This window comes from Pseudomonas sp. BIGb0164 (assembly GCF_024810135.1).
Taxonomy (GTDB): Bacteria; Pseudomonadota; Gammaproteobacteria; order Pseudomonadales; family Pseudomonadaceae; genus Aquipseudomonas.
Genome location: NZ_JANUEA010000011.1, coordinates 83,911 through 107,373 on the forward strand (window position 1 = coordinate 83,911; position 23,463 = coordinate 107,373).

General features: G+C 59.3%; 20 protein-coding genes. 9 read left to right on the forward strand and 11 right to left on the reverse strand.

Translation table 11 applies throughout. The annotated features are described in order from the left end of the window. Positions 1-138 precede the first annotated feature (138 nt). The 8 genes from ppa to M2394_RS26110 form a co-directional block, all read right to left on the reverse strand. Positions 139-666, reverse strand: coding sequence for an inorganic diphosphatase (gene ppa, locus M2394_RS26075; protein WP_068579703.1), 528 nt, complete (start codon positions 664-666; stop codon positions 139-141). Between the two features lie 94 nt (positions 667-760). Continuing rightward, on the reverse strand, positions 761-1,591 hold the full coding sequence (locus tag M2394_RS26080; RefSeq protein ID WP_259175091.1) for a zinc-dependent peptidase: 831 nt from the start codon (positions 1,589-1,591) through the stop codon (positions 761-763). Positions 1,592-1,598: 7 nt separating this feature from the next. Then, entirely contained in the window at positions 1,599-2,255 is a 657-nt protein-coding gene (locus M2394_RS26085; RefSeq protein ID WP_178919367.1) for a DedA family protein, read from the reverse strand. A 323-nt stretch (positions 2,256-2,578) separates the two neighbouring features. Continuing rightward, positions 2,579-3,037 carry an N-acetyltransferase gene (locus M2394_RS26090; protein ID WP_017735604.1) on the reverse strand — a complete coding sequence of 153 codons (459 nt, stop codon included), beginning with the start codon at positions 3,035-3,037 and terminating at the stop codon, positions 2,579-2,581. Between the two features lie 92 nt (positions 3,038-3,129). Further along, on the reverse strand, positions 3,130-3,963 hold the full coding sequence (gene eutC / locus M2394_RS26095) for an ethanolamine ammonia-lyase subunit EutC (protein WP_178919369.1): 834 nt from the start codon (positions 3,961-3,963) through the stop codon (positions 3,130-3,132). Beyond that, entirely contained in the window at positions 3,960-5,354 is a 1,395-nt protein-coding gene (locus M2394_RS26100) for an ethanolamine ammonia-lyase subunit EutB (RefSeq protein ID WP_178919371.1), read from the reverse strand. Before M2394_RS26100 ends, eutC begins: the two co-directional genes overlap by 4 nt. 52 nt (positions 5,355-5,406) lie before the next feature. Further along, entirely contained in the window at positions 5,407-6,840 is a 1,434-nt protein-coding gene (gene eat, locus M2394_RS26105) for an ethanolamine permease (protein WP_176998549.1), read from the reverse strand. Between the two features lie 149 nt (positions 6,841-6,989). Beyond that, positions 6,990-8,510, reverse strand: coding sequence for an aldehyde dehydrogenase family protein (locus M2394_RS26110; RefSeq protein ID WP_176998548.1), 1,521 nt, complete (start codon positions 8,508-8,510; stop codon positions 6,990-6,992). 273 nt (positions 8,511-8,783) lie between these two features. Here M2394_RS26110 and M2394_RS26115 point away from each other — a divergent pair, with 273 nt between their 5' ends. From M2394_RS26115 to M2394_RS26145, 7 genes are all read left to right on the forward strand, one after another. Beyond that, positions 8,784-10,700: a sigma-54-dependent Fis family transcriptional regulator gene (locus M2394_RS26115; RefSeq protein WP_259175093.1), complete on the forward strand. Its 1,917-nt coding sequence runs from the start codon at positions 8,784-8,786 to the stop codon at positions 10,698-10,700. 528 nt (positions 10,701-11,228) lie between these two features. Next, positions 11,229-11,906 (forward strand): hypothetical protein, encoded by a 678-nt coding sequence (locus M2394_RS26120; RefSeq protein WP_259175094.1) that lies wholly within the window; start codon positions 11,229-11,231, stop codon positions 11,904-11,906. Between the two features lie 97 nt (positions 11,907-12,003). Continuing rightward, a complete protein-coding gene (gene mpl, locus M2394_RS26125; protein WP_178919375.1) occupies positions 12,004-13,353 on the forward strand; it encodes a UDP-N-acetylmuramate:L-alanyl-gamma-D-glutamyl-meso-diaminopimelate ligase in 1,350 nt (449 codons plus the stop codon). After that, positions 13,350-13,979 carry a flavin prenyltransferase UbiX gene (gene ubiX / locus M2394_RS26130; protein ID WP_071485426.1) on the forward strand — a complete coding sequence of 210 codons (630 nt, stop codon included), beginning with the start codon at positions 13,350-13,352 and terminating at the stop codon, positions 13,977-13,979. Before mpl ends, ubiX begins: the two co-directional genes overlap by 4 nt. Next, complete coding sequence (locus M2394_RS26135; protein WP_178919377.1) at positions 13,972-14,256, forward strand: YceK/YidQ family lipoprotein; 285 nt, start codon at positions 13,972-13,974, stop codon at positions 14,254-14,256. The genes ubiX and M2394_RS26135 overlap by 8 nt, the downstream gene beginning before the upstream one ends. A gap of 226 nt (positions 14,257-14,482) precedes the next feature. Continuing rightward, entirely contained in the window at positions 14,483-17,746 is a 3,264-nt protein-coding gene (locus tag M2394_RS26140) for a hypothetical protein (RefSeq protein WP_259175095.1), read from the forward strand. Positions 17,747-18,206: 460 nt separating this feature from the next. Beyond that, on the forward strand, positions 18,207-18,968 hold the full coding sequence (locus tag M2394_RS26145) for a hypothetical protein (RefSeq protein ID WP_259175096.1): 762 nt from the start codon (positions 18,207-18,209) through the stop codon (positions 18,966-18,968). A 232-nt stretch (positions 18,969-19,200) separates the two neighbouring features. On the opposite strand, the gene M2394_RS26150 is transcribed toward M2394_RS26145, so the two are convergent. The 3 genes from M2394_RS26150 to M2394_RS26160 form a co-directional block, all read right to left on the reverse strand. Further along, positions 19,201-19,842 (reverse strand): oxidoreductase, encoded by a 642-nt coding sequence (locus M2394_RS26150; RefSeq protein ID WP_178919381.1) that lies wholly within the window; start codon positions 19,840-19,842, stop codon positions 19,201-19,203. Between the two features lie 29 nt (positions 19,843-19,871). Further along, positions 19,872-21,590 (reverse strand): C13 family peptidase, encoded by a 1,719-nt coding sequence (locus M2394_RS26155; RefSeq protein WP_178919382.1) that lies wholly within the window; start codon positions 21,588-21,590, stop codon positions 19,872-19,874. Between the two features lie 176 nt (positions 21,591-21,766). Further along, complete coding sequence (locus M2394_RS26160; protein ID WP_014720094.1) at positions 21,767-22,222, reverse strand: MaoC family dehydratase; 456 nt, start codon at positions 22,220-22,222, stop codon at positions 21,767-21,769. A gap of 158 nt (positions 22,223-22,380) precedes the next feature. Here M2394_RS26160 and M2394_RS26165 point away from each other — a divergent pair, with 158 nt between their 5' ends. Next, positions 22,381-22,734 (forward strand): CidA/LrgA family protein, encoded by a 354-nt coding sequence (locus M2394_RS26165; protein WP_178919383.1) that lies wholly within the window; start codon positions 22,381-22,383, stop codon positions 22,732-22,734. Next, positions 22,731-23,447 carry an LrgB family protein gene (locus tag M2394_RS26170; RefSeq protein ID WP_176998539.1) on the forward strand — a complete coding sequence of 239 codons (717 nt, stop codon included), beginning with the start codon at positions 22,731-22,733 and terminating at the stop codon, positions 23,445-23,447. The genes M2394_RS26165 and M2394_RS26170 overlap by 4 nt, the downstream gene beginning before the upstream one ends. The last annotated feature ends 16 nt before the right edge of the window (positions 23,448-23,463 follow it).

Consider the following 23,463-nt stretch of genomic DNA (forward strand, 5'->3'; position numbering starts at 1 on the left):
TGTAGTTCGATGCGCCGGATTCAAAGGGAAACTAAACGAGATCTATAAGTTTTTGAACTTGTCGTTTAATTTTTCCCACAAAAAAAGCCCCGAATGATCGGGGCTTTTTTTTATTGCCGGGGCAATGAGGAGCGGGTATCAGCCTTTGTAGGCAGCGACCGACTTCAGGATCTCGGCGCGGGCGGCGTCTGCGTTGCCCCAACCGTCGATCTTCACCCATTTGCCTTTTTCGAGGTCTTTGTAGTTCTCGAAGAAGTGCTTGATCTGCTCCAGCAACAGTGGCGGCAGGTCGGTGTATTCCTTCACGTCCACGTACAGCTGGGACAGCTTGTCGTGTGGTACCGCGATAACCTTGGCATCGCCGCCGCCGTCGTCGGTCATGTTCAGGATGCCGACTGGACGTGCGCGGATCACCGAGCCTGGCGCAACCGGGTAAGGGGTTACGACCAGCACGTCGAGGGGGTCACCGTCGTCGGCCAAGGTGTTTGGGATGAAACCGTAGTTGGCCGGGTAGAACATTGGGGTGGCCATGAAACGGTCAACGAACAGGCAATCGCTGTCTTTGTCGATTTCGTATTTGATCGGCGCGTGGTTGGCCGGAATCTCGATGGCGACGTAGATGTCGTTCGGCAGGTCTTTGCCAGCCGGAATCTTGCTGTAGCTCATTGGGCGTTGCCCCCGTTAATTGGCCATGAAACATGGCCGGATTGGCCTAAAAGTGGCGGCGATTATAGGCACATTCTGATGCCGATGCCATGCGTCAGACGTCGTACGGCGCCTGGGGTTCAGTCCGGTACCGTGCGTCGCTGGCTTGCAGCTGAGTCAGGCGGGCCAGGGGATCCTGGCGGTAAAAGCGGCTGAGCTGCGCGTACACCTGTGGATAATGGTTGACCAGTAAATCCGGGGCGCTGAAGAAATATTCGCTGGTGACCGCAAAGAACTCGGCCGGGTTTTCGGCGGCGTAGGGGTCGATCTCGGTTTCAGCGTCCGGGTTGGCGTCGAGCTGGCGATTGAGGTCGTCGTAGGCGCTTTGCATCACGCTGGCCCACTCTTGCACGCGCATGTCGCTGTGCAGCGGCGGCAGGCCGTTGGCATCGCCGTTGAGCATGTCCAGCTTGTGGGCCAGTTCGTGAATGACCAGGTTGTAGCCTTCCCACTGGCCGCTTGCTAGCACGCCGGGCCAGGCCAGGATCACCGGGCCCTGTTGCCAGGCTTCGCCGCTGTGTTCGCCGTCCCATTCGTGTTCGATGCCGCTGCTGTCGCGATGGCGCTGGGGGCTCAGGAAGTCGTCGGGGTACAGCACGATTTCGTGGAAACCCTGATACCAGTCGAGGTCGCCCAGGTTCATCAGCGGCAGTTGTGCCTGGGCGGCGAGCAGCAGGCGTTGTTCCTGGTGCAGCTCGACGCCGGGCAGGGCGGTGAGGTGTTTTTCGGCGAGGAATACCACGCAGGCTTCGCGCAGCCACTGGTCCTGCTCGGCGCTGATGCCGTCGAGGAAGGTCAGGTGGTGGCGCACCCGCTGCCAGGTGTCCTCGGCAATCGGGTGCTTGGCCAGCAGGCGCCGGCGACGCCAGGCGCTGAGGGACCACATCGTGCGCTTACTGCGACTTGGCTTCGGAAGAGGTGCGGCCAAAGCGGCTGCGGGCCACGCCAATGATCATCGGCACCAGGGACAGCAGGATGATGAACACCACCAGCAGCGACAGGTTTTTCTTGATGAACGGCACGTTGCCGAAGAAGTAGCCCAGGGTCACCAGGCCGCCGACCCAGATGATGGTGCCGAACACGCTGAAGCCGAAGAAGCGCGGGTAAGGCATTTTGGCGATGCCGGCGACGAACGGGGCGAAGGTGCGCAGGATTGGCAGGAAGCGCGCCAGGGTCACGGTTTTGCCGCCGTGCTTGTCGTAGAAGTCGTGGGTCTTCTGCAGGTAGTCGCGGCGGAAGATTTTCGAGTTCGGGTTGCTGAACAGCCGTTCTCCGGCCGTTCGGCCTATCACATAGTTGGTGCTGTCCCCGAGGATCGCCGCCAACATCAACAGGCCGCCCAACAGGATCGGGTCCATGCCGCCGCCCGCGGCAATGGCGCCGGCGATGAACAGCAACGAATCACCCGGCAGGAACGGCATGACCACCAGGCCGGTCTCGCAAAAAATCACCAGGAACAGGATGGCGTAGATCCACACGCCGTAATTCCTCACCAGCGTATCGAGATACACGTCGAGATGCAGGATAAGGTCAAGCGGGTTGAAATCCATGGATGGCACCTGTGTGAATGGCCCGGCTCAGCAGGCCTGTGCGGGGGCGTCGGGAAATAAGGCTACAAGTCTATGTCGCAATTCTTACAACCCTGAGAGGTCCGCATTATACGGATTGAGCCGTGAAAAGCGTGTTGGTTTTGTAGCGGGGGATGTCGTGTAGACGATGGGCTAAGGTCTGAATGTTATCGAGTGTTCAATTGTGGGAGCTGGCTTGCCTGCGATGCGGGCACCTCGGTGTATCAGTGAGACCGAGGTGATGCCATCGCAGGCAAGCCAGCTCCCACACAAGCCCGTTCCCCATAGGATAGGCGGTATGGGCTTCAGTCCTCGCTGATTGGCAACACGTAGTTCTTGAACTCCGTGTCTTCGCGAAACCCGATTGACTCGTACGTCTTCTGCGCCACTTCGTTGTCACTGCTGGTCGACACCCGCAGCCGTACCGCGTGGGTTTCCTTGGCCATTTTCTTCGCCGTGCGCATCAGGTTGTCTGCCACCAGTTGGCGGCGGGCGTCCTCGGCCACGTAGATGTCGTTGAGGATCCACACACGCTTGAGCGACAGCGACGAAAAGCTCGGGTACAGCTGGCAAAAGCCGAGCAGCTTCTTGTCGTCATCATCGGCCAGGGCCAGGTAGATCACCGACTCCTTGCGGCGCAGGCGCTTTTCCAGAAAGGCCCGCGACGAGTCCGGGAAGGGCAGGGCACCATAAAACTCACGGTATTTGACGAACAGCGGGGTCAACAGGTCCAGGTGTTCCAGGGTCGCTTGAGTAATCCGCATGCCAGGCCTCAACTTCCAAAGGGGGGATGACCACACAAGCGGCCGTGACTCGATGCTGCCTAATGGCGCGAAAAAGCGCAATCGTGCGGCAATCAGTCATCCGGTGAACTGAGCAGGAAATTGCCTTTCATCAGGTCAGGATCATCCGATTCGATGGTCTGAACCTGCGCCTCGTCCTTGAGATTGACCCCCGACAGCTGCCGACGACACGCCTCTCGCATCAAGTAAAGCAGGCGATGGGCGGCCATGCCGTAGCTCAGGCCTTCCAGGCGCACATTGGAGATGCAATTGCGGTAGGCATCGGTGAGGCCGACCTTGGGGTTGTAGGTGAAATACAGGCCTAGGCTGTCCGGCGAACTGAGCCCCGGCCGTTCGCCGATCAGAATGACGGTCATCTTGGCCCCCAGCAGCTGGCCCACTTCATCCGCCACCGCCACGCGGCCCTGTTCCACCAAAACAACCGGCGACAAGGACCAACCGTCGGCGCTGCTCTGTTCCTCCAGGCGTGTCAGAAACGGCAAGGTGTGTTTATGCACCGCCAGTGCCGACAGGCCATCGGCGACCACCACCGCCAAGTCCACGCCGCCCGGATTGGCCGACGCATGATCACGCAGCAACTGGGCCGACTCATCGCTCAAGCGCCGCCCCAGATCCGGGCGTTGCAGGTACATGTGACGGTCAGTGGCGGCACTGTGCAGCAACAGGCTGTCGCGCCCGCGCTCGGCCAACTGGCTGCTGAGGCCGGCATGGTCGAAGGGCAAATGCACTGCGTCCCGCGCTTGGGCGTGGGCAAACTGGAAGTCCAGCTGTGCGCTGGTGGGGATGCTGGTGCCGGTGCGGCCCAGGGCAATGCGCGCCGGGGTCAGGCGGCGCAATTCCAGCCACGGGTTGTCAGGCAGGTCGAGTTGCACGGGCGGCTCCTTCATCCCAGTTGCGCCAAGGCTTGGCGGAAGGCTGGTGGCAGGCTGTTGCCAAACTGCACCTTGCCGTCGGCTTGCGTGAAAATGCCCATTTTGGCCAGCCACTGTTCAAACTCCGGCGCCGGCTTTAAACCCAATGTTTGGCGGGCGTATAAAGCGTCGTGGAACGAGGTGGTCTGGTAGTTGAGCATGATGTCATCGGAGCCCGGGATGCCCATGATGAAGTTGATCCCGGCCACCCCCAGCAGGGTCAGCAGGGTGTCCATGTCGTCCTGGTCGGCCTCGGCATGGTTGGTGTAGCAGATGTCGCAGCCCATCGGCACGCCCAGCAGCTTGCCGCAGAAGTGGTCTTCAAGGCCGGCGCGGATGATCTGCTTGCCGTTGTACAGGTACTCGGGGCCGATAAAGCCTACGACCGTATTCACCAGAAACGGCTTGAAATGTCGGGCGACCGCGTAGGCGCGGGTTTCGCAGGTTTGCTGGTCGACGCCAAAGTGCGCGTTGGCCGACAAGGCGCTGCCTTGGCCGGTTTCGAAATACATCAGGTTCTGGCCCAGCGTGCCGCGCTTGAGGCTCAAGCCCGCCTCGTAACCTTCCTGCAGCACGCTCAGGCTGATGCCGAAACTGGCGTTGGCCGCTTCAGTGCCGGCAATCGACTGGAACACCAGGTCCAGCGGCACGCCGCGGTTGATCGCCTCGATCGAGGTGGTGACGTGGGTCAGCACGCACGCCTGGGTCGGGATCTCATAGCGCTGGATGATCGCGTCGAGCATCTCCAGCATGGCGCAGATCGACGCGATGCTGTCGGTGGCCGGGTTGATGCCGATCATGGCGTCGCCGTTGCCGTACAGCAGGCCGTCGAGAATGCTCGCGGCGATGCCGGCCGGTTCGTCCGTGGGGTGGTTGGGTTGCAGGCGCGTGGATAAACGCCCGCGCAGGCCCATCGTGCCGCGAAACTGCGTGACCACGCGGATCTTTTGCGCCACCAGCACCAGGTCCTGCACGCGCATGATCTTGGACACGGCGGCGGCCATTTCCGGTGTCAGCCCTGGCGCCAAGGCGCGTAGGGAATGTTCGTCGGCCGCGTCGCTGAGCAGCCAGTCGCGCAGGCCGCCGACGGTCAGGTGGCTGACCACTGCAAACGCCTGTTTATCGTGGGTGTCGATGATCAGGCGGGTGACTTCATCGCTTTCATAGGGGATCAGCGCTTCTTCGAGGAAGTGCTTGAGCGGGATATTCGCCAGCGCCATCTGCGCCGCCACCCGCTCGCCGTCGTTCTGCGCGGCGACGCCGGCCAGGAAGTCCCCGGAACGTGCGGGGCTGGCCTTGGCCATCACGTCCTTGAGGCTGTCGAAGCGGTAGGTTTGAGCGCCTACCGCGTGGGAAAAGCTTGCCATACAGTGTCTCCTTGACGACGCAGGCAGCGGCCTGCGTCGAGGTTTACGGCATTCAGTGCAAGGCGGCCTCTGCGGCCTGGATCGCCGCGAATTCCTCTTCGGGCGTGCCTGCTACCAAGTGATGCCGGCTGTAGAAAGCAAAGTAAGCAATTAATACTCCATAGATGATCGCGGCGCCAATCACCACCCGTGGGTCCACCAGAAAGCCCGCCACCACGGCCACGCAGGCCAGTACCAAGGCGATGCCGGAAGTGAAGATGCCGCCTGGTGTGCGGTACGGACGCTCCATTTTGGGGCGACGGATACGCAGGGTGATGTGCGCGGCCATCATCAGCACGTAGGAAATGGTCGCGCCAAACACCGCCACCAGAATCAGCAGGTCGCCCTGGCCGGTCAGCGACAGGCCAAAGCCAATGATGCCGGGGATTACCAGGGCCAGTACGGGTGCCTTGCTCTTGTTGGTCTGGGACAGTTTGCGCGGCAGGTAGCCCGCGCGGGACAAGGCGAAGATCTGCCGCGAATAGGCGTAGATGATCGAGAAAAAGCTGGCGATCAGGCCGGCCAGGCCCACCAGGTTGACGAAGCCGCCCATCCACGTTGAACCGCCGTAGGACAAGGCCAGCGCTTCCACCAGCGGGTTGCCGGATTTGACCAGCGCATAGGTGCCGGCGCCGCCCGGTGCAATCACCAGGATCAACAGGGCAAAACTGGTCAGCACTACAATGGCGCCGATCAGGCCGCGGGGCAGGTCGCGCTTGGGGTTCTTGGTTTCTTCGGCGGCCAGGGGCACGCCTTCTACCGCCAGGAAAAACCAGATGGCGTAGGGAATCGCTGCCCACACGCCGACATAACCGAACGGCAGGAAGGTGCTGGCGCCCTTGGCTTCGGTCACTGGAATGTCCAGCAGGTTGGCCACGTTGAAGTGCGGCACCATCGACACCAGGAACACGCCCAGGGCAATCGCTGCAATCGCGGTAATCACAAACATCAGCTTCAAGGCTTCACCGACGCCGAAGATGTGGATGCCGATAAAGATGATGTAGAACGCCAGGTAGATCATCCAACCGCCGATGCCGAACAGCGACTCACAGTAGGCGCCGATAAACACCGCGATGGCGGCGGGGGCGATGGCGTATTCGATCAGGATGGCGGTGCCCGTGAGGAACCCGCCCCAGGGGCCAAAGGCGCTGCGGGCAAAGCCGTAGCCACCACCGGCGGTAGGAATCATGGAAGACAGTTCGGCCAGGGAAAAACACATGCACAGGTACATGGTGGCCATCAGCAATGTGGCGAGGAACATCCCACCCCAGCCGCCTTGGGCCAGGCCGAAGTTCCAACCGGCATAGTCGCCGGAGATGACGTAGGCAACGCCAAGGCCTACCAGCAGTACCCAGCCGGCGGCGCCTTTTTTAAGTTCGCGTTGTTGGAAGTAGTGGGAGTCAACTTTTTCGAAGTCGACAGAAGAGCCAGTCGGTTCGCTAGGCATGGGAAAGTACCGTCCGTTGTTATTGTTTTTAATTCGGCATCTATGGGCCGAATGCATTTCGCAAGTACTTGTAGAGATCTAACTGTGGGAGCGAGCAAGCCCGCTCCCACATTAGGTAGTGCATTTCAAATGTGGGAGCGGGTTGTCAGTTAGAAGAAACCCAACGGATTAATGTCGTAGCTCACCAGCAGGTTCTTGGTCTGCTGGTAGTGATCCAACATCATCTTGTGGGTCTCACGGCCCACGCCGGACTTCTTGTAACCCCCGAACGCGGCATGTGCCGGGTACAGGTGGTAGCAGTTGGTCCACACGCGGCCGGCCTTGATCGCCCGGCCCATGCGGTAGGCGCGGTTGATGTCGCGGGTCCACACGCCGGCGCCCAGGCCGAACTCGGTGTCGTTGGCAATCGCCAGGGCTTCGGCTTCGTCCTTGAAGGTGGTGATGCTCACCACTGGGCCGAAGATTTCTTCCTGGAACACGCGCATTTCGTTGGTGCCCTTGAGCAGGGTTGGCTGGATGTAATACCCGCCCGCCATGTCGCCTTCGAGCTTCTCGACCTTGCCACCGGTGAGCAGTTGCGCGCCTTCGCCCTTGGCGATTTCCAGGTAGGACAGGATCTTGTCGAATTGCTGCTCGGACGCCTGGGCGCCGACCATGGTGTCGGTGTCCAGCGGGTCGCCGCGTTTGATCGACTCGATCTTCTTCATGACCACTTTCATGAACTCGGGGTAGATCGACTCCTGCACCAGCGCGCGGGACGGGCAGGTGCACACTTCGCCCTGGTTGAAGAACGCCAGCACCAGGCCTTCAGCGGCTTTCTCAATGAAGGACGGCTCGGCCTTCATGATGTCGTCGAAGAAAATGTTCGGCGACTTGCCGCCCAGCTCAACGGTGGACGGAATAATGTTCTCGGCCGCCGCATGCATGATGTGCGAGCCCACCGGCGTGGAGCCGGTGAAGGCAATCTTGGCGATGCGCTTGCTGGTAGCCAGGGCTTCGCCGGCTTCTTTGCCGAAACCGTGCACCACGTTCAGCACGCCCGGTGGCAGCAGGTCACCGATTACTTCCAGCAGCACGTTGATGCCCAGCGGGGTTTGCTCGGCAGGCTTGAGCACCACGCAGTTGCCCGCCGCCAGGGCCGGGGCGAGTTTCCAGGCGGCCATCAGCAGCGGGAAGTTCCACGGGATGATCTGGCCCACTACACCCAGCGGCTCGTGGAAGTGGTACGAGGCGGTGTGTTCGTTGATCTCGGCGCTGGTGCCCTCCTGGGCGCGGATGCAACCGGCGAAGTAGCGGAAGTGGTCGGCGGCCAGCGGGATGTCCGCGTTAAGGGTTTCACGCACGGCCTTGCCGTTGTCCCAGGTTTCGGTGATGGCCAGCAGTTCGAGGTTCTGTTCAATGCGGTCGGCGATTTTCAGCAGCACCAGCGAGCGGTCCTGGGCCGAGGTCTTGCCCCAGGCGTCGGCGGCGGCGTGGGCGGCGTCCAGCGCCTTGTCGATGTCTTTGGCCGTGGAGCGAGGGAATTCTGCGATGGGCTTGCCGTTGACCGGCGAGGTGTTGGTGAAATAGTTGCCATCGACCGGCGCAACGAATTCGCCACCGATGTAGTTGCCGTACTTGGCCTTGAACGAAACGATGGCGCCTTCAGTACCGGGGTGTGCGTAACGCATGGTAGGTATCTCCTGGCTCTTATGTTTATTGGGAGTGCAGCGCAACGAGCGCGTTATAAAGCGTAGAGCAAAGGTTGGGCCACTGCTTTGCGGGCCAGGTAAATCAAGGGTTTAGGGTTTGTTGCAAGGCGTTGCTGTGCCAAGGGTGGTACAGGCGGTGTGACAGTTTGTGCCACCTTTGGTACAGCCGGTGACCGGTGAGTCTGCCCGGGATTGCAATGGCTGGAGGCCTGGGGGATGCTGGGCGTTCTCACGCAGGGAGAATAATAAGAAATGCACAACGATCATTTCAGTCGCCATGCCCAGCAAGTCCTCACCGTGGCCCATGGTCGCGACCCTTCCAGCGATCCCTCCATCGCCCGCTCCTGGCTGCGTTGCCTGGAGGACTACCACCTGGACCCTGCGCAAACCATTGCCCCCACCGTGCTTGAACATGGCCGCCTGCTGGAAAGCCGCGAGCGCCTGCAACAGGTGCTGCACATTGCCGGCAGTGAGATGAACAGCCTGCACCAGCAACTCTCGGGCGCCGGCCATGCGGTGTTGCTGACCGATGCGCGGGGCGTGATCCTCAACTGTGTCACCGCGCCGTCCGAGCGCAAGATCTTCGAACGCGCCGGGCTGTGGCTGGGCGCCGATTGGAGCGAGGCGTGCGAGGGCACCAACGGCATCGGCACCTGCCTGGTGGAGCGCCAGTCCCTGACCATTCACCGTGATGAACACTTTCGTGGCCGGCATACCGGGCTGACCTGTTCGGCCAGCCCGGTGTTCGATCCCCATGGCGAACTGCTGGCCGTGCTGGACGTGTCCTCTGCCCGCGAGGCGGTGTCGCGCCAGAGCCAGTTCCATACCATGGCGCTGGTCAACCTGTCGGCGAAGATGATCGAGAGCTGCTACTTCCTGCGTCACTTCGAACACCACTGGCTGCTGCGTTTTCATTTGCAGGCCGAGTCGGTGGGCTTGTTCAGCGAAGGGCTGCTGGCGTTCGACGGTGAGGGGCGAATCTGCGCCGTGAACCAAAGTGCACTGAACCTGCTGGGACAACTGCGCGGCGGTTTGCTGGGGCAACCGGTGGAAGCGTTTTTCGACTGTTCCCTGGACCAATTGCTCGGCCGCGCCAGCGCCAATGCCACGGCCAGTTGGCCGCTGCGCACCCGCGATGGCCGGCATTTGTTTGCGGCATTGCGCGGGCAAGCGCTCCCAGCCCCCGTGCCCATCGCCAAGCCGGTTGCCGTGGAGCGGCCACGCCTGCCCGGCATCTGCCTGGGCGACCCCGCTTTGCAACAGGATTTCAGCAAGGCGCTGCGGGTGTTCGAACGCGACGTACCGCTGTTGATCAATGGCGAAACCGGTTCCGGCAAGGAGGCCTTCGCCAAGGCTGTGCACCAGGCCAGCCAACGGGCCGACAAGCCCTTTGTGGCGCTCAACTGCGCGGCCATCCCTGAAAGCCTGATCGAGAGCGAATTGTTCGGCTATCGCGGTGGCAGTTTCACCGGTGCCCGCAAGGAAGGCATGCAAGGCAAGTTGCAGCAGGCCGATGGTGGCACGTTGTTCCTCGATGAAATCGGCGACATGCCCCTGGCCTTGCAGACCCGCCTATTAAGGGTACTGGAGGACCGGCTGGTGGTGCCCATTGGCGGCGAGCCGCAAGCCGTCAACGTCAGGATCATCAGCGCGACTCACCGTAATCTGCTGGAGCGCGTGGGCGACGGCAGCTTTCGCGAAGACTTGTATTACCGGCTCAACGGTCTGGAAATTCCGTTGCCGGCCTTGCGCGACCGTGCCGACAAGCCCCAGTTGCTGGATTTTCTGCTGGCCGAGGAGGCGGGCGATCAAGCAGTCACCCTTGAGCCCTCCGCGCGCCAAGCGCTGCTGGCGTTTGCCTGGCCAGGCAATGTGCGGCAGATGCGCATGGTGCTGCGCACCGTGGTTGCGTTGTGCATGGACGGTTGCGTGCGGTGTGAGGACTTGCCGGTGGCGCTTCGCCAGTCACTCAGCGTGACGGCGGGCACTGCAACAACCCAGGCTGACTCGTCGCTGGGGGCCGCAGAGCGAGGAGCATTGTTGGCCACCTTGGCTCAGCAGCATTGGCATATGAGCCAGACCGCCGTCGCGCTGGGTGTCAGTCGAAACACGCTTTATAGAAAGCTGCGCAAATATGGAATCGCCCGCCCATTGCGCCAGGAGTGTTAACGGGTTGTCGTTTATTCAGTTGGGCGAGTAGGAGGCGAGTTTTGCCTGCCGTGCGATGACTCGGGTTTATCGTGGGGCGCTGATTTTCTGGAACCCGATAGCGGTTTTCAAAGACGCAGTAGATGAGGTCGGCATTCAGCCTGGCCTCGGATTACCGGCTTTAACTCCCTATCCGTATCAGAAGTCATCAAGGTGAAGATTATGCGTATCACAGGTCTGCCTCCGTCGACGCTCCACCATTCTGAGTCATCGCCCGCCCATCCGCAGACAGAACCCGCCGCGCCTGAAACGTTCGCCCATGAAGAAACCCAGGGTGGACACACACGCAGCAAGCGCGGGATTGTTTCCAATCCATTCCGACGCGCACCGTCGACTCCGCTACGTACGCCCAGTGTCGTGTCGACTCGCCCGCCCGTTCCGCCTGGGAGCCCCAAGCCTCCCGCAAGGACCGCGCGGGACAACTTCAAGGAAATCTCGGCAACCCTCACCGGTACGCCCGGTCCGCGTACGCTGCCCTCCCAGAGCCACGTGGCCCCGAAAACCCTGGCGGATGTCACGCAGAACCTGATCGTTGCAGACCGCCTGCACAAGGCTGGCGTGTTCGCCAACGAGCCCAAGCTGGGCACGGTGGCCCGGGATGCCTTTGTCAACGCGGGTATCAACGGCCTGGTGAGTGCACCGTTGAGCATTGCAACGTACGCAGGCTCGGCCTGGACCGGGGAGGCGATCAAGGGTCAATTCGCCTCGCAAACGCCCATACTGCCACCTATTCACGGCCCGGCGCCGAGTACCCAAGTGGGCGGGGGCGCGCCAGTACCGGATTCCGCTCAGGTGGAGGCACACCTGAAATTGGCCGAGCTTCGGATCGAAGTGGTGGCGAACAACATCAGGGCGATACGTCAGGGGACGGATGCGCCCGCCCTGCGCATGATGGAGCAGGTTTCTGCCACTCCGAACGAACGTCTGAATACCTTGGAGGGGTTGTACGAGGTGGCTGAAAAGAAGCTGAAACTGATCGGAGAGGACAATGACATGATTTTCCGCCCCTTCGCGGTGCCGGCGGGCACCTCGCCTCTCACTGACGCGGTTCGCCTGACGCACCTGGACAAGCGTTTTGAAGCGGTGAACAAGTTCATCGGCAAGTTGATCGTATTGAAGGAGACAGAACTACCCAAGGAAACACCCGGCGAAACCTCGACGGCCTGATGTTCCAGGCGGCCTTCCGGGGCCGCCGCCCGACACCTAAAGAGTGCGATTTCCCCCGCCCTGCGCTAACCTGCCTCGATGTTTTACGAGGTCGACTATGCACATTCATATTCTTGGTATCTGCGGCACTTTCATGGGCTCGATGGCGGTTCTGGCCAAAGAACTGGGCCATCACGTCACCGGCTCCGATGCCAACGTCTACCCGCCCATGAGCACGCAGTTGCAGGCCCAGGGCATTGAGTTGACCCAAGGCTACGACCCGTCGCAGTTCGACCCGGTGCCGGACCTGGTGGTGATCGGCAATGCCATGTCGCGGGGCAACCCAGCGGTCGAATATGTGCTCAACAAAGGTTTGCCTTATGTGTCTGGCCCGCAGTGGCTGGCCGATCACGTGCTGCAAGGCCGTTGGGTACTCGCCGTTGCCGGCACCCATGGCAAGACCACTACCAGCAGCATGCTGGCCTGGGTGCTGGAGCATGCCGGCATGAGCCCGGGCTTCCTGATTGGCGGCGTGCCGCAGAATTTCTCGGTGTCGGCGCGCTTGGGCGACACACCGTTTTTTGTGATCGAAGCCGATGAATACGACAGTGCCTTCTTCGACAAACGTTCCAAGTTCGTTCACTACCGCCCACGCACCGCGATCCTGAACAATCTGGAGTTCGATCACGCCGACATCTTCCCCGATCTGCCGGCCATCGAGCGGCAGTTCCACCACCTGGTGCGCACCATTCCCAGCGAAGGCCTGGTGATCCATCCGACCACCGAGCCCGCCTTGCAGCGGGTGATCGAGATGGGCTGCTGGACCCCGGTGCAAACCACCGGCGCGGGCGGGCAGTGGCAGGTCAAGCTGCTCAGCGAAGACGGCTCCAGATTCGAAGTGCTGTTTGAGGGCGAGCCCCAGGGCATTGTCGAGTGGGGCATGACCGGCCAGCACAACGTGGCCAACGCGCTGGTGACTCTTGCCGCCGCGCGGCATGTGGGCGTTGTGCCGTCCATGGGCATTGCCGCGTTGAGCGCCTTCAAGAGCGTGAAACGCCGCATGGAAAAAGTCGCCGAGGTGAATGGCATTACGATCTACGACGACTTTGCCCACCATCCGACGGCGATTGCCACCACCCTGGATGGCCTGCGCAAGCAGGTGGGCGATGCGCCGATCATTGCGATCATCGAGCCGCGTTCCAACTCCATGAAGCTGGGCGCGCACCGCGATGGTTTGCCGGAAAGCGTCAACGATGCCAACGAGGCTGTCTGGTACGCACCGGCCAACCTCGGCTGGGACCTGCCGGGCATTGCCGCGCGGTGTACGGTGCCGTCCACGGTGTGCGATTCCATCGAAGGCATCATCGAGCACGTCAAGCAGCAGGCCAAGCCGGGCACTCACGTAGTGGTCATGAGCAACGGCGGCTTCGGCGGCCTGCATGGCAAGTTGGCCGAGGCGCTGAAATGAGCGGGCCGGAACGCGTCACCCTGGCGATGACCGGCGCATCGGGCGCACCTTATGGGTTGCGCCTGCTCGATTGCCTGGTGCGCGAAGACCGCGAGGTGCATTTCTTGATCTCCAAGGCCGCGCAATTGGTGCTGGCCACCGAGACCGACGTCGCGCTGCCGGCCAAGGTACAGATGATGCAGGCCTTCCTCACCGAGTACACCGGTGCGGCGGCGGGGCAGATCCGGGTTTACGGCAAGGAAGACTGGATGTCGCCGGTGGCCTCGGGCTCTGGCGCACCGGCGGCGATGGTGGTGGTGCCGTGTTCCACCGGCACGTTGTCGGCGATTGCCACCGGTGCGTGCAACAACCTGATCGAGCGCGCGGCGGACGTGACCCTCAAGGAGCGTCGCCAGTTGATCCTGGTGCCACGTGAAGCGCCTTATTCGAGCATTCACCTGGAGCACATGCTCAAGCTGTCGAACATGGGCGTGACCATTTTGCCGGCATCGCCGGGCTTCTATCACCAGCCGCAGACCATCGATGACCTGGTGGACTTTGTGGTGGCGCGCATTCTCAACCTGCTGAACATCCCTCAGGACATGCTGCCACGTTGGGGCGAACACCATTTGAGCAGCGATGAATAAACTCTTGATGGTAGTGCTGGCGCTGCAACTCGCCGGCTGCGCGACCGCTCGCACCTTGGACGCCGCGCAATCCGGTGCACCGGTGGTGTATGCCGGTACGCGGCTGGACTTGTATGCGATCAATGGTGGCTGCTGCGCCAAGGATCGGTTTGGTGCCGAGGCGCCGAGCTATCCCCATGTCGATCTGCCAGCCAGCGCGCTGCTCGACACGCTGCTGTTGCCGCTGTCGGTGTTAACGGTGCTGGGGGTTGGCTTCAACGCCACGGGCGGTCTTTAGGGCGGGGGTGCAAGCGCGCCTCATTGTAGCCAACCCCGTATCCACATCAGATCGTGTTCATACCGTATAAGTGGGAGTGCGAACGGCAGTCGTAACTGGCTCTAGCCCGAAGTATCAATCGATTTACTTCGTAACATTATAAACAGTGGCTGTTGTGGGGGGGGATCGGTCGCTCGTGTCACTCAGTGCATGAAATATTTAATTTTTGTTCATGTGCGAGGCAAATATGACAACTATTCCTACTTCTCAGGTAGAGCCTGCTGGGTCAGGTAACGCACTCGTCGAAACGTATTCAGGCTCCCAGCCGAACAACGATAGTGAAGCCGCTGCGAGCCGCCGCAGTACGCAAATGTCTGACTCTCCTGAGAGTCGCGCAGCTGCTGACGCTAAGTTATCGAAACCTTTCGCGATGGCATTAGCGGCGTGGTCCTTTCACACTTCCATTGCACCGCCTGATCTTTCTGTTCCTGCGGATACTACATTGAGGCGTTGGCGCACCGAACTGGACAACGCGTTCAACAGCCGCGAATTTTTAACGTGGGCGAAGGAGCAAGGGCTTGATACCAAGAGTATGAAGCTGGACCCCTTGCTCGGGGAGTTGACCGGCATTGTAAAGGGTAAGACAAAAACGTTTTCCCTCAGTGACGATTCAGGCTGGCCGGATGTTTCCCGAGTCTTGCTTTCAATTGCCAGGGTGATCGCACCACGGCCTGGGCAGGCCTTTAGTTACCCTTGGCCGGAGGGCAAGGTGCCGTTGTACGTGGTGGGGCGATTTTACGGAGTGCCCATCGACCTTTCGCCAGCACAGGCCGCCGATCACCGCAAAAAACTGCAAAAAGGCGAAATACCTGAATTTCCTCCTTCGGGTTACGGCGTGCAGCGATCCGTAGCGGCGTTAGAGGAGCAGCGTAAGGCGCTGGGGGATGACGCCAATCATCATGCACTTCTTGCAGCGCTGAGATCCCAGGCAAACGATGCCGAAGGGAAGATTGATCTGAACATCGTCATGCTGCCCCTTGACAGGCGCTCAAGCCTATTTTTCACCGAACAGCGCCGGGAGATAAGTGTTGCGAAGATGCTTGAGTCGCGTGGATATAACGTGCCTGCCAATAGTCAGGAAGCACATTATCTGGCTCGTTCATTATCCTTTGATCTTCTCCCTCGGGTGCCAGGGGCGGACGCTGGAGGGGTCAGGAATATCGTTAAGGCGTTGGGTAACACTCAGTTACGCAAGATGAAGGCGGAGGTAAACAAATGGAAGGCGCAAACAGCCAGTCAGGCTTCTAATCCTCAGGCCGGGGTTGGGGCTGACAGTCTGTTACACCGTCTGATCGGCTCGCTTGCCGAGTCTACGCGCAAGGCGATTGCGGACAACCCTGCGTTAGCATGGGATCAGCTGATTCGCTCGCCAGAGGCTTTGAAGCTGGGTAAGGCCTTACAAAGTAAACTCAATACAGCTGAGTCTCCGACCGGTGTAATCGAAATATTGAACGCAGCGCTCGTGCAAGAGCTTGATCCCGGTTTAGGAAAGTCACCCTATAATCTGGCGGGCTATAACCTCTACAGCAAAGACAATGCGGGGGCCACTGCTGCCGAAATTGTGAAGCGCTTCGTAGCCCATCTTGAAGCGAAAGTGGGTGTTGAAGCGGCACCTATTGCTGCTCGTTTATTATTGTCGGCTGCCGCACCTGAGTTCCTGTCGAAAAATATACCGCCCAATCTTGTTTATGGGGCTCATACGTGGACGGACTTCTCTATTGCGGTTGCACTCGTAGAACAGGACGCGCCCGGCGCATCCGCGAATATGACCTTTAGTCAAGTGATAGAGTACGCTGAGGCGCAGCTTAATGTTCACGAGGGCGAAGCCCGAGTAAATATAGCGTCGGTCAATCCATATATTCAGTGGGGTCTCGCGAATGGTGTGATCGCGAGCACTCCTAACGGGGAGTATAAGGACGAAGATCTCGAACACTCACTCACGGTGTTTAAAAAACAGAAAAAGGAATTGGAGTGGGCGCGTGCTGAGTTGCAGAAAGATCCGCCGAGTCGGAAAGAATTGGCATTGGCAGAGTTCAAGCGCGTTTTTCCGAAAATAGAGGATCCTACGGAGAATACGCTACGGGGCGTTTTGGATAGCCGGTATATTGTGTCGCCGCTTGATGTTTACATGACTGATCCATTTGATCCGAGCGTATGGGTCTCGCGCGATGAAAGGAAACTACCCTGGGATCAGATGAAGTCCCGCTTTCCGCAGCTTATTAAAGATATCAATAAAAAATTTGATGATGAATTTAGTCAGTACAAGAAAAATCATAAAAATGCTTGGGCTATTCAGTTTAAATACCAACTTTCTTTGTTGCCACCAGCAGAGCGGGAACGCATAGGAAATTCAGATGTAAGTTTCCTCGAAGTGTCTCGCCCCTTTTTGGGTACAAAGCTTCAGTTCAACGAACATGGCCACTCCGCGCATTCCTGGCCCGTACCACGTACTCCGACTGCGCAGGAGCTAGACGCTTTAAAAGGGCAGCATGGCTTACTGATGAAAGTGGAAGGGCGCGATGGGAAGACAGACTATTACAGTTATTTCCCCGCGCTAGGGAAAATGGTCAAGGAAAAAGCTGTGCCGGCAGAACAGCTGAATTACGACGATAGCGCTTATTTTGGTCCTGGCGCCAAACCTCGTGTGTGGAACACACAGAATATCTACACGCAGTACGGTGAAACCAATAAAAATCGTGATCCAGTGAGTCTGGACGGTAAGGCACAAGGCTCTTATTTTTCTGGCAGAACTGGTTCGCTGGCTAACGTGGTAGGTGATTTTTTCACAAAAAATTATGATGCTTTTCAAGCAGGTGCTGCCGGCGTTACGGAAATTGAAAAAACCCGAAGGGAGATTAAAGAGATAAATGAGTTTTTGCTTTCGCTCATTCCTTTTTATGACGGTATTAAAGATGCTATCAACGGTAATGTTGCACGCGCAATTTTTAATATCGGGTTTGATATTTTAGGCTTCCTTCTTCCTGGGGTAGGTGCAGCGAATAAAGCGTTAAAGAGGGGTAAATCAATAGGTACTGCTCTCGCCCGTTCCTTTTTTGCGGGGGTTGGCGCCTCTGTCGGCATTACCGATGCCATTAATCTTCCAAAAAATATCAAGCGTGGGATAAGGACTGTCATTAAGGATGGGAAGAAAATTTATCAGCACGCAGATGAAGTATTGCCCCGGCTGAGAGGGAATTATAAGAAATATGATGTGACGAAGACTTATAAAGATGGTGACATTGTCAAAGGGGTCGGTCGCGTTGATACGGGAGGGGTAGCGGAGCCTGTGGTGGCTATTTTCCACAAGGGGGGGTGGTATGCATATAGCAGTATCACAAACACACCGTTTGGTCCCCAGTTATTACAGTTTGGCGCACTGAGTTCAATGGGGCAGGGGCAGCATGAGGCAGGAAATGGATCTGAGACCAGGCTAAGACTGGCCGGTGCTTGAATTTATTTTGTAGGCGAATTTATGTGTGCCATCTACAGTTAACCTTATTGAGGTTGGAAAGTTTGTGCGCGTTCTGGTGTGTGCGCTTTAGGTAATTTCTGGTTGGTTGCTGATTTGGCGGCAAACTGTCTGGATGTCGCAACATTGAATAAAATGGTGGGGGGTGGAACTCGTTGAGTGTTTTTTTACACAAAACAGTTGAGGGTAAGGGATGACTTTCTAATGCTAACTAATCATTAGGTAATTCATTATGATGTTTTTACATGCAACCTCTCGGTCGATGGCTTTCTCCAGGATTGGGGAGTTTTTTAGTGGCGCCTGGAATAGAAACAGTCCTTCTTCGGTGCCCAAAGATGTGAGTGCTCCCCATACAAGAGGTGGCCAAAGTTCTAGCTCGTCGAGCGGTTATGGCTCACAAAAAAGTGCTGAGTCATTTGACCAAAAGTATGTGGATTCTCAAGTGAACGGCGCCAATGGGGCTGGACATACGACGGGCACTAGGCAGCCTGGCGACTCCACTAATACCGACGCTCCTGGCTCTGATGGTTTAAAGAAGTACCAAGAGGCGCAACAAAAAAAGTGGCAGGCCCAAAAAGACGCGGAAGCGCGAGACAGGTTGTTTGGCCAGCCGACGCCGGGTCGCGTAGACGGTAAAGACGTTGAGCCGTTCTATTCAGAAAAACTATCGGATGAGGCGACATCACTTTCATCCTCCGCCAAGTCTAAAGTTGACAAGGCAGCGCCGGTAAGAAATTCCAGCTTACTTCGGACCGCGGCAATTGCTCTACCATTTTCCGCCCTCGGTTTGATTATTGCAGGCACTGTCAACGCAGTTCTCAAACCGTATGTAGACCCTAGCGCTAGCTCGGGCCTTACCAAGCAAGACGTCAAAGATAATCAGATTGTCGAGCAGAGCCAGAAAGATGTATTTACGGCCGCAAACGCGTTGAATGATCTGAAAAGAAATGCAAAGGTTGCTCCGGGCTTGGATTGGGCATTGAAAAGCAACGATGAGCGCATGGATACCCTCGAAGACATGATGGATATCATAGAGCGGGATATGGGGGGCGAAGCCAAAAATTTGGGTATTCCCTTCACGCTCGCGTCTACTGGGGCGCCGAGAGATGACATTGAAAGTCGTGCGAAGGCAATTAGCTCCAGGCTTGCTGTGATCACTACGTTGTTCCGTAGCGTGGGAGCTAAGTTGGACGCTAATGCTTAAATTCTCACGCCTGCTTAAAGCGTAACTGTGCAAAAAGGCCTCGGCGGTATCAGCCGCACGCGTCTGGATTTCAAGGCCATGAATGGCGGCTGCTGCGTCAAGAATCGGCATGTTGACAGGGCGCCAAGCTATCCGGGAGTGTTGCTGCCACTGTCGGTGCTGACAGTTGGCTTCATTGTGTGTGTCTCATCGCGGGCAAGCCTGCGATGAGGCCATTCCAACCGGTGCACAATCATTTGCCCAGCTTGCGCAACTCATCCGACTCCACCACCCGCACCCCATCCTGCTCTTCCAGCGCCAGGCGCCACATGGCCCGGGCCAGTTCACACACTTCGATGCCACGGTATTTACCGGGGATCAGCTTGGACAACGGCCCGGCCAGTTGCTCGGCCAGGCGTGGCTCCAAACGTTCCCCAAGCAACAGCGAAGGGCGAACGATGGTCAGTTGCGGCCAGTCTTGCGCCTTCAACGCCTGCTCCATCTCGCCTTTGACCCGGTTGTAGAAAATCGATGACTTGGGATCGGCGCCAATCGCGCTGATCACGATCAGGTGCCGTGCACCCATTTCTCGCGCGCGCTTGGCAAAGGCCACGACCATGTCCAGGTCAACGGCGCGAAACGCTGCTTCGGAGCCTGCCTGTTTGATGGTGGTGCCCAGGCAGCAGAAGGCGATGTCTACGCGACCGCTCAGTTGCGGCAGGAACACCGCCGGGTCGCCCACCGGGTTTTCCAGGTGCGGGTGTTCGGCCAGTGGCTTGCGGCTAGGTGCCAGTACGCGAGATACCGTAGGTTCGTTGAGCAGGCGGTCGAGCAGGTGTTCGCCGGTCAAGCCGGAGGCGCCAGCGAGCAGGATATGCTGAGGTGTCAGGTACATGGTGTTTCCCCCTTGTTACACAATTCAGCTTAGTTGCCTTTGGCTTCCTTGCTATTCATTGAGACGCTTTCGAGCGCCTTTCGTGCCTGCTGTTTGCGTAAAAGTTGCCAGTGGGCGATCACGCCCTTGGGGGCCCAGATCTGCGGCTCGGAGGCTTCGAAGTTGTCCGCCTGTTCGCGTTCGGCCACGTGCTGCTGCGCCAGCTTGAAGGCTTGCTGCAAGTCGTCGGTCTGGTTGAAGGCTTGGGCGAAGAGGGCGTCGCCAAAGTAGGTGAAGTCGGCCTCTTCGGAGCAGCCGAAGGACACGCGGTCGGCGCGGGAGGCGGTCATGATCAGGGTGCGTTCGTCTTTGAGCGCCGGGATGAAACCGCCGGAGTAGCAGGCGGAAATCACGATGATCTTGTCGCGGTTCTTCAACGGCGCGAGCACGGCAGCCAGCTCATCGGCGGGCAGGTCGGCCAGCTCCATGCGCGGCTGGTCCAGCACCAGTTCGTGTTCGTGGGTGCCGTGGCTGGTCATGTAGATGAACACCAGGTCTTCCGGCCCGGTACGTTCGGCCAGGGTTTGCACGGCGCGGCGCAGGCTTTCGCGGGTAGCGAGGGGGCGGTCGGCGATATGGTCGCGGTGGTTGACCAGGCGGATCTGCCCACGGGCACCAAAACGGCTGGCGAGCATGTTGCTGACGTAATCGGCTTCGCGCAGGAACACGCTTTGCTTGCCATCACCGGCCAGCACCAGGGTGTACAGTTCCACGGCAGGGGTGGAGGGGGGCACGGCGGCGAGGGCGGCTTCCAGCAGGCGGCCTTGAGCCAGTATTCCGGTTTCCAGTGGGTCGGGCAGCAGCTTACCGTCGGCATCGCGCACACGCATGCCGTTGACCCAGGTGCCCGCTTGCACCGTGCCATCGGTGAGCACCAGCGTGCCCTTGCCTTGGTAGCTGTCGCTATCGAAACCGCCGATATAGAAGCTGCCATCGGTGAGGTTCAGGCGGCCTTCGCCGGTGAAGCGCCAATCGCTGAATTGGCCCACATAGTGGCTGCCGTCGATACCGATCAGCTCGCCTTTGCCGCTGAGGGCGCCTTCCTTGAACTGACCGATCCACACGTCGCCGTCGGCGTTCTCATAGCGGCCCTTGCCGTTGAGCTGGTTCTGTTTGAACTGGCCGACATAGATATCGCCATCGGCGCTGTTGAACGTGCCGTTGCCTTCAAGCTGGCCATCGACGAAGTGACCGCTGAACTGGTTGCCGCTGTCGTCGTTGCGCTGGCCTTCGCCATTGGGCTTGCCGTGGGCGAACTGGCCCTGGTACTGGCTGCCATCGGCCAGTTCCAGGCGGCCGAGGCCGGAATACTGGTCGTCCTTGAACTCGCCGCGATAGGTCATCGCCCCTTCTTTGAGGGTGCCTTCGCCATTGCGTCGACCGTTCTTGAAGCCGCCCACATAGCTGCTGCCCGAAGTGCTCAGGCTGCCCTGGCCATCGAACAGGCCTTGCTGGAATTGGCCTTTATAGACTTCGCCGTTGCTGCCATGCCATTCGCCCTGGCCGTGCCATTGGCCCTTGTCGAACTGGCCGGCGTACCAGCTGCCGTTGGGGTAGTCCACCCGGCCCTGGCCCTGCAGCAAGCCGTTGACCACATCGCCCCGGTAGCGGCCGCCGTCGGGCAGGCGCGCATCGGGCGGCAACAGCGATTCGCCGTCTCCGCAAGCGGTGAGCAACAGGGCAAGGGCAAGAGGAGCGAGTGGGCGCATAGCGGGATCCGGATAATTGAGCGCCGAGTATGCCGCAGCTGCGAGATTCATACATAAATTTACATACATTGTGGCGAGGATTTTGCCCCGCCACGCGCCTGTAGGAGCCGGCTTGCCGGCGATGCAGCGTCGCTGCGTTTTTCGCTGGCAAGCCAGCTCCTACAGGGGGCTGGGCGTTACACGAAGCAGAGTGACAACGACTCCGCAATGTAAGCCGGTTTTTCCTGGCCTTCGATTTCCAGGGTAGCGGTGGCCTTGAACAGCCATTGGCCAGGCTTTTTCTCGGTGACGTCCGTGAGCGTGACGTTCAGGCGAACCTTGGAATTGACCTTCACCGGCTGGATGAAACGCACGCTGTCCAGGCCGTAGTTGACCGCCATCTTCAGGCCTTCAGGCATGATGAGGATGTCTTCCATCAGCTTGGGCATCAGCGACAGCGACAGGAAGCCGTGGGCGATGGTGCTGCCAAACGGCGTTTGCGCGGCCTTGATCGGGTCGACGTGGATGAACTGATGATCGCCGGTGGCTTCTGCAAACAGGTTGATGCGGGCCTGGTCGATGGTGAGCCATTCGGAACGTCCCAGTTCCTTGCCGACATAATCTTTGAGCTGCGCTACAGGTACATAGGGCATTGCGACTCTCCTTGGTTCATCGGTTTTTATAGGTGTGCGAAATCCATCTTAGATCATCATGGGCACCCCGCCCGGTCAACCCACCATGCTTTTGGCGAATGCCTGAGCATAGGGTGGGCGTGCTTATAATGCGGGGACGTTTCGAGGGGGAAGAACGGATGCTGCTACGTGGCCTGACCTGGCTGGTGCTGTTTCAATTGATCGGCACGGCGATCAACCATTTGCTGTTGCCCATCTTGCCGGGGCCGATTATCGGGCTGCTGCTGATGCTGGGCTTTCTGATCTGGAAGGGCGAAGTCGGTGAGCCTTTGAGCCTGGCGGCCAGCAGCCTGCTGCGCTATCTGCCGCTGCTGCTGGTGCCCCCTGCGGTCGGGGTGATGGTGTACGCCAAGGACATCGCGGCGGACTTCTGGGCCATCGTCGGTGCGCTGGTGCTGTCGCTGGTGATCGCCATGGGCTTTGTCGGCGTGCTGATGCAGCAGATGGTCAAGCGCAAGGAGAAGGATCAATGATCTTCGACTGGCAGGGCGCGTGGACTGCTGTGATTCATCACCCCTTGTTCGGCATTGGCATCACCCTGGGCGCTTATCAACTGGTGCTGGCGGCGTTCGAGAAAACCCGCTGGATTTTCCTGCAGCCGGTGCTGGTGTCCATGCTGCTGGTGATCGGTGTGTTGGTCAGCTGTGGCCTTACATACGCCGAGTACCGCAAGAGCACTGAGATCATGGGCATCCTGCTGGGCCCCGCGACCGTGGCCCTGGCCGTGCCGCTTTACTTGAACCTGCGGCGCATTCGTCAATTGTTTTGGCCGATTTTTACTACGCTGGTGGTAGGCGGGGTATTGGCCACCGGGTTGTGTGTGCTGTTGGGCTGGTGGTTCGGTGCCGAACACATGATGTTGATGACCATGGCGCCCAAGTCGGTGACCTCGCCAATTGCCATGCTGGTGGCCGAGCAGATCGGCGGCGTGGCAGCGCTGGCGGCCGTGTTTGTGCTGATCACCGGCGTGATCGGTGCGATGATCGGCCCGGCCTACCTGTCGCGCCTGGGTGTTCACAGCCCTGAGGCGCGCGGCATGGCGCTGGGCATGACGGCTCACGCGGTCGGCACCTCGGTGGCCCTGCAAGAGAGTGAAGAGTGCGGCGCCTTTGCGGCGCTGGCGATGAGTCTGATGGGCGTGGCCACGGCGGTATTCTTGCCGCTGGCCGTGTCGGTGATCGTTTAATCCGGGTTTGAAGGAA

Coding starts and splice junctions, on each gene's coding strand:
- M2394_RS26080 (WP_259175091.1), bottom strand. CDS start 1,591: ATGTGGTCCCTCAGCGCCTGGCGTCGCCGGCGCCTGCTGGCCAAGCAC.
- M2394_RS26135 (WP_178919377.1), top strand. CDS start 13,972: ATGAATAAACTCTTGATGGTAGTGCTGGCGCTGCAACTCGCCGGCTGC.
- M2394_RS26110 (WP_176998548.1), bottom strand. CDS start 8,510: ATGCGTTACGCACACCCCGGTACTGAAGGCGCCATCGTTTCGTTCAAG.
- eat (WP_176998549.1), bottom strand. CDS start 6,840: ATGCCTAGCGAACCGACTGGCTCTTCTGTCGACTTCGAAAAAGTTGAC.
- M2394_RS26140 (WP_259175095.1), top strand. CDS start 14,483: ATGACAACTATTCCTACTTCTCAGGTAGAGCCTGCTGGGTCAGGTAAC.
- mpl (WP_178919375.1), top strand. CDS start 12,004: ATGCACATTCATATTCTTGGTATCTGCGGCACTTTCATGGGCTCGATG.
- ubiX (WP_071485426.1), top strand. CDS start 13,350: ATGAGCGGGCCGGAACGCGTCACCCTGGCGATGACCGGCGCATCGGGC.
- M2394_RS26115 (WP_259175093.1), top strand. CDS start 8,784: ATGCACAACGATCATTTCAGTCGCCATGCCCAGCAAGTCCTCACCGTG.
- M2394_RS26160 (WP_014720094.1), bottom strand. CDS start 22,222: ATGCCCTATGTACCTGTAGCGCAGCTCAAAGATTATGTCGGCAAGGAA.
- M2394_RS26100 (WP_178919371.1), bottom strand. CDS start 5,354: ATGGCAAGCTTTTCCCACGCGGTAGGCGCTCAAACCTACCGCTTCGAC.
- eutC (WP_178919369.1), bottom strand. CDS start 3,963: ATGAAGGAGCCGCCCGTGCAACTCGACCTGCCTGACAACCCGTGGCTG.
- M2394_RS26150 (WP_178919381.1), bottom strand. CDS start 19,842: ATGTACCTGACACCTCAGCATATCCTGCTCGCTGGCGCCTCCGGCTTG.
- M2394_RS26170 (WP_176998539.1), top strand. CDS start 22,731: ATGATCTTCGACTGGCAGGGCGCGTGGACTGCTGTGATTCATCACCCC.
- ppa (WP_068579703.1), bottom strand. CDS start 666: ATGAGCTACAGCAAGATTCCGGCTGGCAAAGACCTGCCGAACGACATC.
- M2394_RS26165 (WP_178919383.1), top strand. CDS start 22,381: ATGCTGCTACGTGGCCTGACCTGGCTGGTGCTGTTTCAATTGATCGGC.
- M2394_RS26090 (WP_017735604.1), bottom strand. CDS start 3,037: ATGCGGATTACTCAAGCGACCCTGGAACACCTGGACCTGTTGACCCCG.
- M2394_RS26155 (WP_178919382.1), bottom strand. CDS start 21,590: ATGCGCCCACTCGCTCCTCTTGCCCTTGCCCTGTTGCTCACCGCTTGC.
- M2394_RS26085 (WP_178919367.1), bottom strand. CDS start 2,255: ATGGATTTCAACCCGCTTGACCTTATCCTGCATCTCGACGTGTATCTC.